This window comes from Mariniflexile ostreae (assembly GCF_042427585.1).
GTDB lineage: Bacteria > Bacteroidota > Bacteroidia > Flavobacteriales > Flavobacteriaceae > Pseudalgibacter > Pseudalgibacter ostreae.
This window is the reverse complement of the sequence record NZ_JBHMFC010000028.1, coordinates 1-13,761: the sequence shown is the minus strand read 5'-3', so window position 1 is coordinate 13,761 and position 13,761 is coordinate 1. Positions and strand designations below refer to the sequence as shown.

The following is a 13,761-nucleotide window of genomic DNA, read 5'->3' as shown; positions in this document are numbered from 1 at the left end:
ATATGAAACACCAAGCAAAAACTAAAATAATCGTTGAAAAACCTGATTATCAAGCATTTCATCGGATAATTTATAAAAACACCGTATTTTTGTAAGATTTTAACCCTATACCTAATCGATTATACTAAAACCTGTATAGGCTTGTAATACCTCTGGAATTACTATGCCCTTTTCCGTTTGATAGTTCTCCAGAATGCCTGCTAAAACCCTTGGTAATGCTAAGGAACTGCCATTTAAAGTATGTGCCAGTTCGTTTTTGCCTTCGCTATTTCTAAACCTCAATTTTAAACGGTTGGCCTGAAAGGTTTCAAAATTAGAGACCGATGATATCTCCAACCACCTGTCTTGTGCCGTTGAAAACACTTCGAAATCATATGTTAGGGCCGATGTAAACCCTAAATCACCACCACACAGTCTTAAAATCCTGTACGGTAATTTTAGTTCTTTTAGAATGGTTTTTACATGTGCTACCATCCCCTCTAAGGCCTCGTAAGACTTGGCAGGGTGCTCTACACGCAAAATTTCTACTTTGTCGAATTGATGCAGCCTATTCAACCCCCTTACATGTGCACCGTAACTCCCTGCTTCCCTACGGAAACACGGGGTATAACCTGTAATGCCTATAGGCAGTTCACTTTCATTTAAAAGAACATCTCTAAAGATGTTAGTTCCTGGTACTTCGGCTGTGGGAATTAAATAGAGATTATCTTCCCCAACATGGTACATTTGCCCTTCTTTATCGGGCAACTGCCCTGTACCGAAACCTGAAGCTTCATTTACCAAAAGCGGTAATTGATATTCTGTATAGCCCGCCGCAGTATTTTTATCTAAAAAATACGCTATTAATGCACGTTGCAACCTGGCACCTTTTCCTTTATAAACCGGAAATCCAGCACCTGTTATTTTATTACCAAGTTCAAAATCGATAATATCATACTTTTTGGCCAATTCCCAATGAGGCAAAGCGTTTGCATGTAAAACAGGAATATCGCCCTCTTTATACACTTCTTCATTATCAACTTCAGAATTTCCAGAAGGCACAATACTATTGGGCACATTTGGTATTTTGTATAGCAATTGGCTTAACTCTGACGTTTTGGTGTTTAAAACCTCATTCAGTTCTTTAGAAAGCTCTTTTAACTCACTTGTTCTCTCTTTTAAAGCATGGGCTTCTGTGGCGTTTCCAGATTTGTATAAATTCCCGATTTCTTTAGACAGTGTATTGGATTCTGCCAAGGTATTATCCAATTCTGCTTGGGTATTTCGACGTGCTTCATCAAGGGATATCACCTGATCGATCATCTGGGTTGCATCCATGTTTCGTTTCGCCAAGCGCTCTATAACTAAATCTCTATTTTCTCTAATAAAAGGAACCTGTAACATCTATCTAAATTTTAAGCTGCAAATTTAGCGAATTACTGCTATATTTAACACTAAACCTGTATTATTATGTTACGGGTACAACGCTCTTATCATGCTATAAAAGTAAAGAGACCTATTTAGAAATGATTAACGATAGTTTCTTGTTGCTGAGATGCTTTAGCCGTTTTTCATTCTTAATGAAAGAAAAGATATGTAAGTGATGAAGCTTCTATTAACATCGGAAAGACAAGGCTTGTTAAAGTCCTTTTTTCGCACCTCCCGCTTAATGATAAAAATACTAAAAGCGTATGGCATCATTAAGAGTATGGCGAAGTATCTCTTTAAAAAAGAAAGTATATTAATTCTCAATAAAAAATAGAAATAGAAGATTCCTCCTAACGTTGGAATGACATGGATTAAGATTCAAAAAAAACATTCATAGCAAAAAAATCAATCCGTTTTGTATGGCAATATCCAAGTACTGTGCTTAAAAAAGTCCCACTTTTCATGGGCAAGATCAATTTCAGGATCTATAAAAGGCTGTAACGGTTTTCCATTTACACCCACCTTGCTGTCCACATAAACCGCCACTTCTTGACCCTGAGATTTAAAATGTTTTTTTAAATATTGGGAAAATTGCCACATCACATCGGGTTTTGTACTCGCTAATCTGGATTGTTTTTTTGTTAGAAAATCGTTAAGATTAATTAGAACCCGCTCGTTGGTAGCCTTATCCACCACAGTATATCGGGTATATCCACTTTTAGATCTTAACATCATGCGCCAGGATAACCTATGCCCTTCTTCTGTCCACAACACATCCTCTTGAATAAAATAATGTCGCAACGGCAGTGCTATTTGAATACTAAAATAAATAGAAAACAAAACCAGTAGCGCTGTTCCTACTTTAGGGACTTTCACCTCTCCTTTCTCATAAAAAGGCTTATTCCTTAAAAACAAGTTTTGAATGGTTTTGGGCTCAAAAAAGAAAAGCGTAAAAGCCAATGCCAAATAAGGAAATATCCCGATTTGAAATACAAATGAATTGAATAAATGAAAAAAAACAGAGGCTATAAAAGCCGCTTTTCTTGTCGGTTTATAAAGCAGCAACGGAATAATTAAGCCATCAAACAAAATACCGCCATAAGCCATACCGTAATGCAGCCATTTTAACTGAAGGAGTTCTCCAACAATCACATAATGCTGTTTGGCTTTCATCATTAACGCTATCACACTGGTGTCTAGCCAATCTGGGTACAGTTTCGCAATAGAAGCATACGTGTAGACGATAAAAAGTTGCAACACGAACACCCCTTTACACCATTGCGGCATGCTGATCTGTTTTAGCTCTGGATTCAGTTTAACATCTAACGACGCGTATCTATTTGCGGGCTGAAAAACCATAATCCCCCCTAAAAGGGCCAATAAATAATAATGATTGTTATACGATGCCTTTTGCATTAAATAGGTGGCAGACCACATAAGCGTAAAGGCTATAACACTCCATCGGTACTTATACCCAATCATGATAAAGAGCCCCAAAACCCCCATAATAACATAATAGACATACATCCCATTTCCAGGAAGGGGCTGCAACCACTCAAAACCGATAAACGAAAATGTAAATTTAGGGTCTATTAAGGTGCGTTTTAACCAACCTGTAAAAATAGCACCAACAGATTCTAAAAAACAGAGCAATCCGAAAATGATTCTAAAGACAATCAATGCCGAATTATCCACATGTTTAAACAACCAAACTTTAAGCATGTTGAGACGCAATAAACTGAAGCGAAACGGCTTTATCTTTTAATAATTGTGCCTTTAGCGCATCTACCGACTCAAATTTCTCTTCATCCCGAATACGTTGCAGTAAATTCACTTGAATATTTTGGTGGTACAGATCCTTATTAAAGTTGAAAAAGTGAACTTCAATAGATTCTTTCTTCCCCTCAACTGTAGGGTTGGTACCAATATTCATCATGCCATATACCAGTTGTCCACCCATTTCAGAACTGACCACATACGAGCCTTTTTTTGGGATTAATTTATAGGTTTCGTCTACACTAATATTGGCTGTAGGAAACATTATTTGCCTACCCAGTTCCTTTCCTTTTACTACTTTACCCGTAATCATAAAACTATGGCCCAAATAAGCATTGGCTTTTTCGATGTTCCCCTCTTTTAAAGCTGTTCGTATTTTCGTGGAACTCACTGTAACCTCATCAATATCTTGCGATGAAATTTCTTCTACTTCAAACCCATAATACTCACCAAATTTCCTTAAATCGTTAATATCGGCATTTCTATTTCTACCAAACCTATGGTCGTAACCGATAATCACTTTTCTAGCATGTAGTTTGTCTACCAAAATATTTTTCACAAACGCTTTAGCAGAGAGCCTAGAAAAGTCGTGTGTAAATTTTTTAATAAATAAGTAATCTAAGCCCAAACTATCTAGAATCTGGCATCTTTCTCCAATGCTATGGATTAATTTGATATGGGCATCTTTTTGCAAAACCATACGCGGATGAGGAAAGAACGTAAGAATTACAGACTTTAAATGCCCTTGTTCGGCCGTATTTAAAAGTCGTTTTATTATTTTCTGATGCCCTATATGCACACCATCAAATGTGCCAATAGTAACTACTGTAGGGGTTTTAGCAAAAGCATCAAGGTCATTTAAAATTTTCAAGCCACTCGGTTTTATGCAAAATTAGGGATTCTAAAGCTATAATGCGAAATTAAACTAATTCTTTAAATGTTATAGGCCCGTATCTCAATTATTACAAAGCCTTAGAGCCGCTTCTCAAATCATGTAATACCTTTCGCAATGATTCCAAATAAATCAAAATGACTAAAAACCTTGCTAATCATAAATTATCAAGGTATTTTTATTTCCCCAATTTGATCCTTTGGTTTTATTATGAAACAGCTTAACCTGAAATTTCTATTGCTTTTATTGAGCATCGCGTGCCTATCTTTGACCTCTTTTGCACAACACACCAATCCGTTATGGACGGTAACCACACAAAAGCAGACGGTAAAGCGCGAAAATGATTTCAGACAAGGATTCTCTAACAAAAATAGATTATACCAGCTGGATATTGAGCAGCTAACCGCCAGGTTGCAATTGGCCTCACGCCCCTCAAACGGCTCAAAAGCCTCTAGCCAAATTATTACATTTCCCAATGCCGATGGCACTATAGGCTCGTATACCGTTATAGAAACCCCAATACTTGAACCTGTTTTTCAAGCAGAACAAAACCATATACGCAGCTATGCCGGCCATAACATTGAAAATCCGGAGACCACAATCCACTTTAGCCTAACACCAAAAGGGCTTCATGCCATGACGCTCTCCCCAGCAAACGGAACTCAATTTATAGACCCCTACAACAGCAGTTCGAATACTTATACGGTTTATAACAAAACCGACTTGCCCACTTTAAAAGAATTCCCAAAATGCCTTACACCAGATTACGCGACTACCTTAAACCCATCTAACAACCTATCGAAATCGGCAAAAACCATGGGTGATGGCAAACTAAGAACGTTTCGATTGGCACTGGCAAGTACAGCAGAATATGCCTCGTTCCACATCGATGCTGCAGGGTTAAGCAACGCTACCATGGCCCAAAAAAAACAGGCCGTATTAGAGGCTATGGTGGTTACCATGACACGTGTGAATGCTATTTTCAAAAGAGACCTATCCCTAGTAATGTCTTTGGTAAATAATATGGATATTATTTTTTTAGATGAGGAGGATGGCTTTAGCAATTTTGACGCTAGTGCATTAATTGATGAAAGCCAAACCATTATCAATACAACAATAGGCGCCGCAAATTATGATATTGGACACACCTTTAGCACAGGCGCGGGAGGTATTGCAGAATTAAGCTCGGTATGCAACAACCACGCAAAGGCACGAGGCGTTACGGGGCAGCCGTTTCCAGTGGGCGATGCTTATAATATAGATTTTGTAACACACGAAATGGGCCATCAATTTGGTGCGCCCCATACCTGGAACGGTAATGCAGGAAATTGCGATACCTTAGAATGGAACTCTTCCAACGCCTATGAACCTGGTAGCGGAAGTACTATTATGGCTTACGCTGGCATCTGTGCGCCCCAAAACATTCAATCGTATGCAGATGCTTATTTTCATCAAAAAAGCATTCAAATGATTTGGAACACTATCACAACAGGAAGCAGCACCTGCGGTACCGAGTCTTCAACGTTCAATTCGCCGCCTAAAGCCAATGCAGGGTCCTCTTATACCATTCCTATTTCCACACCTTATAAACTTACGGGCAGCTCTACAGATACCGAGGGCACAGATACACATACTTACACCTGGGAACAGTATGATCTTGGAGGAGGCGCCTCTAGGGGCGTTCCTAACGAATCGAATGCCTCAGGACCCCTAGTGCGTTCTTTTGAAGGCACCACTTCCCCTATAAGGTACATCCCTAGGCTAGAAGACTTAAGGCTCTCTAATGGCTCCACCACTTGGGAAAAGCTCGCATCTGTGAGTAGGCCTATCAACTTCCAGCTTACTGTAAGAGACCATGATATTAGAGGTGGGCAAACCGCTACCGATAACATGACCGTATCTACCTATGCCGATGCCGGCCCCTTTAAAATAACCTCTCAGCAAAGCTATGTTAGCTACCCCGAAAACAGTACACAAACCATTACTTGGGATGTCGCTAAAACCAATGCAAGCCCAGTAAACACTAGCCTGGTAAACATTCTTTTATCTACCGATGGCGGCCTAACCTTCCCTACCGTATTAGTAGCCAATACAGCGAATGATGGCACAGCAAACATTTCGTTCCCTAACGATATAAAAGCGCCATTTTGTAGAATTATGGTGGAGGCCGTTAATAATATCTTTTTTGCCATTAATCCTGAAAATTTCGCTATAGGTTACAACGTATCAACCACATGTACACAATACACAGGTGGTACCGACCTGCCTTTAAATATCCCTGATAATGGTGATGCTTTTGTTAGCAGTACTATAAGCGTTAACGAATCTACCACTATAACAGATGTAAAAGTGGGACTTAACATTGATCATACTTACCAAGGGGATTTACAGATAGCGCTTCAAAGTCCGAATTCGACACAAACCAATCTAATAACTCCTAACTTATGCGGAAATGGCAGCCTTATAATTCGCCTAGACGACAACGCCAACCCTATAGATTGCTCCAATGCCCAAAACAATGACGTGTACCGCCCTTTAAATCCATTAAGTATATTTAAAGGAGAGAATCCTTTTGGGAATTGGACTTTAGGTATTGCCGATCTTTCGGCAGGAGACACAGGCATCTTAACATCTTGGTATTTAGAACTCTGCACAACCACTATTACAGAAGGCAGCCCAGAACCTATAGCATTTGCCGACTTAAAAGTGTTTCCTAACCCCAATTCAGGAGACTTTATCGTGACCCTAACCAATTTAATAAAGCATAAAATTGATATTGTTATTTATGATACCAGCGGGCGTATTATCTTTAAAAAAGACTATGAGAATAATGGCGTTTTTAATGAAACCATAAAATTAAGTTCGATATCGTCTGGCATGTATATTCTGAAGGCAAGAGACGGAACACGAACGTATACCAGAAAAATAATGATAAACTAAGTTTTTTATTTCCCGTTAAATGCGTTCATGGTATGGTTAACCCCTGCTAAAGCAAACGACTTTATAAGCTCTGTTGCCTTATTTAAGCGTTCTTTTAATTTTTCAGACTCTTCTTCGGTCCATTCGCCCAGTACGTAATCGATTTGTTTACCCGAGCTAAACGCGTCGCTTATGCCAAACCTAAACCGATTGTATTGTGAGGTATTTAGTTTATCTTGAATATCTTTAAGACCGTTATGCCCCCCATCGCTTCCTTTGGTTTTTAACCTAATGCTTCCAAAGGGCAAATTAAGGTCGTCTGTAATAACCAATAGGTTCTGTAAAGGGACTTTTTCTTTTGTTAACCAATACTGTACAGCCTTACCACTTAAATTCATATAAGTATTGGGTTTTATTAAAATGAAGGTTCTGCCTTTTAATTTATAGGTCGCTATATCGGCAAGCTTTTGGGTTTCGAAAGTCAGGGCTTCTTGAGATGCCAAATAATCTAAAACTTTAAAACCAATATTGTGACGCGTGTTCTCGTATTTCTCGCCAATATTACCTAATCCAACAATCAAAAATTTTTTCATAACATCGTGTTCTTCAATATGAATTCTCTTTTTAAACATCCTTAAAAACCATGCATACATCATATCGCTTTTAATTTATTTTCAAGCCAATCCCTTATCAATATTGTCTAAAAAACCCATGACGAACATGGTTTTCCAGAACTGCCTGCGTTAGGGATTGTAGCGGCATCCTTTTTAAACCCACCAAACCATACCCTTAGGTTTAGCTCTAAAAGCAGGCAGATAGCCGCATTGTACTTTTTGCATTATGACCTTTTAAAAAGATATAGCGGAAAGCCCGACCGTGTCCCGAAAAAGTATCGGGACGCGGTAACGCCCAAATCCTTAATCTTCTTAAAAATAAAAAAGCATCCTGAATGACCTCAGGATGCTCTAAATATTTATTAAGAATAAGATTTATTCCTGAGCTGGTGCTTCTGTAGCTGCTCCTTCTGCTGCCGCTGCTCCTTCTTCTTCTTCGTCGTCAAACTCGTCTATAGATGTTCTAGAACGTCTTACTTGACATACCACAGTGTTTTCTGGATGCATAAATTTGTAAGCATCGTTCTCTAAAGTTGTAATGTAAAGTTTACTACCAATTTTAAGCGGCGTAATATCCACTTCGATAAAATCTGGTAAGTTGGCCGGTACAGCCTTTACTTTTAAGCTACGTTGGTTTTTACGTAAAACACCACCGTTTTTAACACCACGTGAGCTTCCAATGTATTGTATAGGAATATCCATAGTGATTTCTTTATCATCGAATAACTGATAAAAATCTACGTGTAGAATTCTATCTGTTACAGGGTGAAATTGAATGTCTTGTAGAATGGCATTTAATTTTTCGCCATTATCCAAAGCAATCACAACTGTATGCGCATTTGCGGTGTATACAAGTTTTGAGAATGCAAGTTCTGGTGCTGCAAAATGAACTGGTTTATCTCCCCCGTATAATACGCAAGGAACCTGACCAGCATTACGTAAGGCTTTTGTTGCTTTTTTGCCCACGCTTTCTCTTTGAGATCCGTCGATTGTAATTGATTTCATTTTTATTTATATAATTTAATTAATATTCTAAATTTAATATACCTTTTATTTTTTTTGAAAAAAAATATTACATCACAAATTGTGAACTGATAGATTTGTTGTTATGGACTTTATCCATAACCTGTGCAAACAAATCTGAGCAACTTAATACCCTGATTTTATCACTTAATGGCTTAACAGGAATTGAATCTGTGACGATAAGTTCTTCTAGTTTTGAATTTGCTAATTTCTCGTAAGCGTCGCCAGATAAAATAGGATGCGTGCAAATGGCCCTAACACTTAATGCACCACGTTCCATCATTAAATCTGCAGCTTTAGTAAGTGTTCCTGCGGTATCGACCATATCGTCTACTAAAACGACGTTTTTACCAGTAACATCGCCAATAAGTTCCATGTGGGAAATGGTGTTGGCTTTAGAGCGTTGTTTGTAGCATATAACCACATCGGATTCTAAGGCCCTGGAATAGGCATATGCTCGTTTTGAACCTCCCATATCGGGCGATGCAATGGTTAAATTATCGAGGTTTAAGCTTTGCAAATAAGGTAAGAAAATAGTAGAGGCAAATAAATGGTCTACTGGTTTTTCGAAAAATCCTTGAATTTGGTCGGCATGCAAATCCATCGTTATAATGCGCGTGGCACCTGCCGCTTCTAACATTTTAGCTACTAATTTTGCTGCAATGGGCACACGTGGCTTATCTTTTCTATCTTGTCTTGCCCAACCGAAATATGGCAAAACGGCAGTTATGTGTCTTGCAGAAGCACGCTTTGCTGCATCGAGCATTAACAACATTTCCATTAAATTTTCTGGACCTGGATTGGTGGATCCAATGATAAAAACACGGGCACCTCTTATAGATTCCTCATAAGACGGCTGAAATTCACCATCACTATAAGTTGAGGTAATAACCTTCCCTAAGGGGACACCATAAGATTTTGCTATTTTTTCACCAAGAACTTTACTTTGTGTGCATGCAAAAATTTTGGCTTCGGTAATAACGATTGGCATAGTTAACATGTTGTATTAGAGTGCAAAAACACTAGATGATTTTTAACGAGGTGCAAATTTATACTTTTATTTCAACCTAAAAAGAATATTAACGAGTATTTTTGTGATACTTATCAAAAAAAAATATATTTTTGCAGTCGCAAACATGCTTAAGTAGCAATCCTAATCGTAATATGGAGGCATGATTTTAAATTGCTCAAGTGGCGGAATTGGTAGACGCGCTGGATTCAAAATCCAGTAACTTCGGTTGTGTGGGTTCGATTCCCACCTTGAGTACTTAATAAAACCGTAAACAGTTGTTAATTAATTGTTTACGGTTTTTTATTTAGCATACATGACAACCATTTGACAACCATTTTAAAAACCGTTGTTTTTTTCTTTTACCCTTGGTACTACCTTGGTACTTTTTAGGCATTCTGAATGTCAACAAAGGTCAACAATATTTATATTTTCACCCTCGTTGCAATATCGTTGTTTTTTTCTTTTTACCCTTGGCACTACCTTGGTATATTTCTATTAAAAATTAGAGGTTTACTGTGTGAAAGAAATGATTCTTTAAAACTATTTAAACAAAAAAAACCCCACATTTCTGTAAGGTTTTTTAATTGATAGCAATACACTTTCTAAATTGCCCCAACAATAGCGCATAATAGATTACTGTTTCTTGTTATACCTTATAAAAGATAGTAACCATTCATTCCTAATCAAGGTTTTCTTGTTGTAGTTTTTATCGTGCTTTCTCATTACAATGGGGTCATCAATGTATTGCTTCAGAGCTCCCAATCCATCAAAGCGAAAATCAAGATTTAACAAGGCTTTAGAGTCATCAAGAAACTTGTCATAAGCCTTGGCTATAGCGTTAATCGACTCATAAAGCTTTTGTTCATCTTCACTCTCAAGATAGGTCTTGCAGTGCATTTCGCTTATGGCCTCACGGCTTTCATTGCTTACATAAAAAACCCAACCTATATTTGCATAAGTAATCGATTCAAGTTTTAGCGGTGGCAATTGCTCGTCAAAACTTGACTGTTTTACCCTAAATGACTTTAAAGCTTTCAAAGATTCCTTTAGATTATCAAGTGAGTCATCCGATTCATTTAATAAGTTGCCTTTTAATACGCTGGATTTTACACCTAGTTTTTCAAGTTCTGAATTTAGAAACTCCTTGTATCTTCTTTCAGTTATAAGAGTGCCTTTTGTGATAAGTTCAATGTACTTATCATTGGTGAAATCTCCAATCTCTAACAGCTCGTAGGATTCCTTCAAAGCGTTTAAATAAGGTTTATGCGGTTTTATTTGCTCTACTATATTTTTTAGTCTCTCCGTATTCTCAAAGACCAATACTCTTTTAAATTTTGTCTGTGGTGTTTTTTCTGTTGTGTTCATTATTTCCAAAGGTTTTCGATTAATTCGTTTAATTCTGCTTCTGTGATTTCTCCGTTGTTCGGGTCGTCTTTTCTGTTTTTCATTTTCTGTGTTTTAGGTGTTAATAATTGTTAATAATTTTTCTTTGTTTTAATTGATGTTGAATAGTCTCATTTGATTTTTCGTATATAGTTTTCTCTGTCTAATGGTTTGGTTGCTGTTGGTGTTTCTTATGTTGTGCGCAATTTCTTTTATTTGGGTTTCGTGTTCTGAATCAATCCAATTTCCAGAAAGGTATTTATTTTTGACCTCGTTAAATATCTTCTTATCGGTTTTAAAGTAGTATCTCAATCCTGTATGACTTAATAAAATACTATCTTCTTTTTGCATCGAAATATTGAGTTTTGTAACCACACATAAGCGCCTGTTTTCGTCCTGTTTTTGAGAAGTAGAAACTACCCGAATTAACCGTATATGTAAAGGGTTAATTTGGGTAGTTTTAGTATTTAGAAATTCACACTTATTTTTTATCAAAATGGCTATTTGGTTTTTAATATTTTCAGGGTGTTTTGATAAGATTTTATTAAGGTTATTTCTGTGATATTTAAAGTTATCTCTTTTAAGTTCCTGCCAAAAAACTACATTGGAATATCTGTCTTTGTATTTGGTTTTCTCTAGTATTGATTTATCATAAATTAAAACGTTTTCCCAATCTTTTAATAGTTCGGGCTGGAAGTTGTGCAAACCATAGTTTAAAAGGTCTTTGAGGGTGTATATTCCTTTGTCGTTGAGGTATTTCATTTTTGTATATTTCTTTTCAATACGCAATATCTCATTATCAATAGTGAAGCCTTTGTTTTTGTAGTGGGTTTTCTTGTCGTAAATTTTTATAAAGTGCCTTTGGTGTTTGGTTTGTATGTAGTTGCCCTCATCATTGGTGTACACCCATTTAAAACGGTCTGTTTTATGTAATAGGCATTGGTTTAAGATAGTTTTAGTTTTGTATGGTGGTTCTATGTTAACACCTATTTCTAAGCATTTTAAAACGCAGTTTTCTTGAAATATATTGAAGCATCTTTTTAAGTCATTCACAACCTCAACAACTTGCATAATTCCAAAGTCGTTAAAATTATGCGCCCCACTATTCCAGTATTTATGTAAACTACCCTCGACCGTTATACGTCTGTAAGGTGTCTTTATGGTGGCATCATAAATACGAAATTCTAAACCTTTATAAAATGCGTTTATGTATGTACCCATTTCGCCAGTAGATAAATTTACTTTGTTATGAAAATCTAATAAACTGTTACACTCCAATATTTCGGGGCGTGTGTTTATAAGTTCATATTTTACAAAGTCTATCAAAAGAAAATAGTTATATTTGCGTGTGAGTAATGCGTTGCCGTATTGCCACATTTGAACAATAAAAGAGGGTTTTGAACGCCCTCTTTTTTGCTTTTGTACATTTGGCAACAGTTCCGTTATGTTACTGTAGAAACGTGCTTAAATCGCTTGTATAGAAGTTTTCGTAAACATCAATAGTTAATGTACTGGTGTCGTCTGAAAACTTAAAAATAACGAGGTTTGTTTTTTTTTGGGTGTCGCCCTTGTAGATACCTTTTTTAGAGGTTTTAAAAAGTCCTGTTATGTATTTTGTCCACTTGTTGCCCTGCCTAATTCTTAGCCAAAAATCGGGCATAGATAAAGCGCAATTTTGATTTGCACTAATATTAATAAGTGTCGAAAATTTAGGTACTGCGTTACATTGTAGAAGCTCGTAATGTTTTACGCTTTTATATTTGCCCTCGTTAACTTCTTTGTAAACGTGGGTTACTGGTTGAGGTGTTTGCGTTGCCATTGCTTTTACTTCTTAAGTTCAACAATTGCGTTCTCAACCTCATTGCGTTTATAATAAACACGCCCACCGATTTGGTAAGATATTAAAATACTTTTCTTTGTCCAGTTATGAACAGTTGCAAGGTTTATTTTAAGCAATTCAGCAACCTCAACACGTGTTAAATACTCGTTAGGTGTCTTTGGCTCAAAATGCTTTTTAAGGTCTTGAAGTTGAGTTTTTACGCCCTCAATAATTGCGTTTTGTAGTTGTTCGGGTGTTACAGAAATTAGTTGTACCGTTTGCATCTTTTTAACTTTTTAAGATTAATATGATACAAATTTGCGTTTAGTTCCTTGGCACTATATTACTGCACCAGTGCAGATTTGGTGCAGATTTATTAATACGTAGTATTTGGCTTAAAATCGGGTTTTATTTCGATGCCCTTTATTTCGCAATATTCTATAATATTTTGCATCCTGTTATTAGAAGCATAAAAATTTTTAATTCCTGTGTTTTGTACTGTGTCATTAATCCATTGTCTGGTTGATTTATTAGTTTTTAATATTTCTTTCTCAACATGTTTAGATAGTTTATTAATGCTTTCAAATTTCATTTCTTTGTAATAATAGTCAAAACCTATTTTGTATATAAAACCTTGTGCGAACAATGCCCCTATTTCACAATAAAAAGGTAGTTTCTTAAAGTGTGGGTTTGTTATTGTCTCGGTTGGTTGACTGGTTTGCTTTAAGTCTTTTAAATCTAAATTTATCAATTGTGTATCAATCCATTTTAAAAAATCTTTAGTGCCATTGTAATTTTCGATAGGTCTAAACTCACAACTATCCGAAAGTTTAAGTTTTAAAGAAGCTTGAGAATCCCTTATTTTTGGTTTGCAGACTAAAAATAATTTTCATGGGACTCTACAAGCGCACTAAAA

The 13,761-nt window shown here is 36.7% G+C and carries 12 protein-coding genes and 1 tRNA gene; 2 read left to right on the top strand and 11 right to left on the bottom strand.

The window, feature by feature from the left end:
* Positions 1-111: 111 nt before the first annotated feature.
* The 3 genes from serS to ACFFU9_RS07955 all read right to left on the bottom strand — a co-directional run bounded on the left by serS (position 112) and on the right by ACFFU9_RS07955 (position 4,054).
* Positions 112-1,383 (bottom strand): serine--tRNA ligase, encoded by a 1,272-nt coding sequence (serS, locus tag ACFFU9_RS07965; protein WP_379860869.1) that lies wholly within the window; start codon positions 1,381-1,383, stop codon positions 112-114.
* A 429-nt stretch (positions 1,384-1,812) separates the two neighbouring features.
* Entirely contained in the window at positions 1,813-3,129 is a 1,317-nt protein-coding gene (locus ACFFU9_RS07960; protein ID WP_379860868.1) for an HTTM domain-containing protein, read from the bottom strand.
* Positions 3,122-4,054 (bottom strand): bifunctional riboflavin kinase/FAD synthetase, encoded by a 933-nt coding sequence (locus ACFFU9_RS07955; RefSeq protein ID WP_379860867.1) that lies wholly within the window; start codon positions 4,052-4,054, stop codon positions 3,122-3,124. The genes ACFFU9_RS07960 and ACFFU9_RS07955 overlap by 8 nt, the downstream gene beginning before the upstream one ends.
* Positions 4,055-4,285: 231 nt before the next feature.
* Between ACFFU9_RS07955 and ACFFU9_RS07950 the strand changes: the two genes are divergently transcribed.
* Positions 4,286-7,015 carry a T9SS type A sorting domain-containing protein gene (locus ACFFU9_RS07950; protein ID WP_379860866.1) on the top strand — a complete coding sequence of 910 codons (2,730 nt, stop codon included), beginning with the start codon at positions 4,286-4,288 and terminating at the stop codon, positions 7,013-7,015.
* Between the two features lie 5 nt (positions 7,016-7,020).
* Here ACFFU9_RS07950 and pth read toward each other — a convergent pair whose 3' ends face one another.
* The 3 genes from pth to ACFFU9_RS07935 form a co-directional block, all read right to left on the bottom strand.
* The gene (gene pth / locus ACFFU9_RS07945; RefSeq protein ID WP_379860865.1) at positions 7,021-7,587 is read right to left on the bottom strand and encodes an aminoacyl-tRNA hydrolase; all 567 of its coding nucleotides are present in this window, start codon (positions 7,585-7,587) and stop codon (positions 7,021-7,023) included.
* Positions 7,588-7,983: 396 nt separating this feature from the next.
* Positions 7,984-8,613 carry a 50S ribosomal protein L25/general stress protein Ctc gene (locus ACFFU9_RS07940; RefSeq protein ID WP_379860864.1) on the bottom strand — a complete coding sequence of 210 codons (630 nt, stop codon included), beginning with the start codon at positions 8,611-8,613 and terminating at the stop codon, positions 7,984-7,986.
* A 67-nt stretch (positions 8,614-8,680) separates the two neighbouring features.
* Positions 8,681-9,622, bottom strand: a complete 942-nt coding sequence (locus ACFFU9_RS07935; RefSeq protein ID WP_379860863.1) for a ribose-phosphate pyrophosphokinase — start codon at positions 9,620-9,622, stop codon at positions 8,681-8,683.
* A gap of 194 nt (positions 9,623-9,816) precedes the next feature.
* On the opposite strand from ACFFU9_RS07935, the gene ACFFU9_RS07930 reads away from it, so the two are divergent.
* A tRNA-Leu gene (locus ACFFU9_RS07930) sits at positions 9,817-9,898 on the top strand.
* Between the two features lie 378 nt (positions 9,899-10,276).
* Here the strand turns inward: ACFFU9_RS07930 and ACFFU9_RS07925 are convergent.
* The 5 genes from ACFFU9_RS07925 to ACFFU9_RS07905 all read right to left on the bottom strand — a co-directional run bounded on the left by ACFFU9_RS07925 (position 10,277) and on the right by ACFFU9_RS07905 (position 13,596).
* Positions 10,277-11,008: a hypothetical protein gene (locus ACFFU9_RS07925; RefSeq protein ID WP_379860861.1), complete on the bottom strand. Its 732-nt coding sequence runs from the start codon at positions 11,006-11,008 to the stop codon at positions 10,277-10,279.
* Positions 11,009-11,137: 129 nt separating this feature from the next.
* Positions 11,138-12,352 (bottom strand): hypothetical protein, encoded by a 1,215-nt coding sequence (locus ACFFU9_RS07920; protein ID WP_379860859.1) that lies wholly within the window; start codon positions 12,350-12,352, stop codon positions 11,138-11,140.
* A 121-nt stretch (positions 12,353-12,473) separates the two neighbouring features.
* Positions 12,474-12,845, bottom strand: coding sequence for a hypothetical protein (locus ACFFU9_RS07915; RefSeq protein WP_379860858.1), 372 nt, complete (start codon positions 12,843-12,845; stop codon positions 12,474-12,476).
* A 5-nt stretch (positions 12,846-12,850) separates the two neighbouring features.
* On the bottom strand, positions 12,851-13,129 hold the full coding sequence (locus ACFFU9_RS07910) for a helix-turn-helix domain-containing protein (protein ID WP_379860857.1): 279 nt from the start codon (positions 13,127-13,129) through the stop codon (positions 12,851-12,853).
* A 92-nt stretch (positions 13,130-13,221) separates the two neighbouring features.
* Positions 13,222-13,596, bottom strand: a complete 375-nt coding sequence (locus ACFFU9_RS07905; protein ID WP_379860856.1) for a hypothetical protein — start codon at positions 13,594-13,596, stop codon at positions 13,222-13,224.
* Between the last annotated feature and the right edge of the window lie 165 nt (positions 13,597-13,761).

Coding starts and splice junctions, on each gene's coding strand:
- ACFFU9_RS07950 (WP_379860866.1), top strand. CDS start 4,286: ATGAAACAGCTTAACCTGAAATTTCTATTGCTTTTATTGAGCATCGCG.
- ACFFU9_RS07915 (WP_379860858.1), bottom strand. CDS start 12,845: ATGGCAACGCAAACACCTCAACCAGTAACCCACGTTTACAAAGAAGTT.
- ACFFU9_RS07960 (WP_379860868.1), bottom strand. CDS start 3,129: ATGCTTAAAGTTTGGTTGTTTAAACATGTGGATAATTCGGCATTGATT.
- ACFFU9_RS07935 (WP_379860863.1), bottom strand. CDS start 9,622: ATGCCAATCGTTATTACCGAAGCCAAAATTTTTGCATGCACACAAAGT.
- ACFFU9_RS07925 (WP_379860861.1), bottom strand. CDS start 11,008: ATGAACACAACAGAAAAAACACCACAGACAAAATTTAAAAGAGTATTG.
- ACFFU9_RS07940 (WP_379860864.1), bottom strand. CDS start 8,613: ATGAAATCAATTACAATCGACGGATCTCAAAGAGAAAGCGTGGGCAAA.
- serS (WP_379860869.1), bottom strand. CDS start 1,383: ATGTTACAGGTTCCTTTTATTAGAGAAAATAGAGATTTAGTTATAGAG.
- pth (WP_379860865.1), bottom strand. CDS start 7,587: ATGAAAAAATTTTTGATTGTTGGATTAGGTAATATTGGCGAGAAATAC.
- ACFFU9_RS07910 (WP_379860857.1), bottom strand. CDS start 13,129: ATGCAAACGGTACAACTAATTTCTGTAACACCCGAACAACTACAAAAC.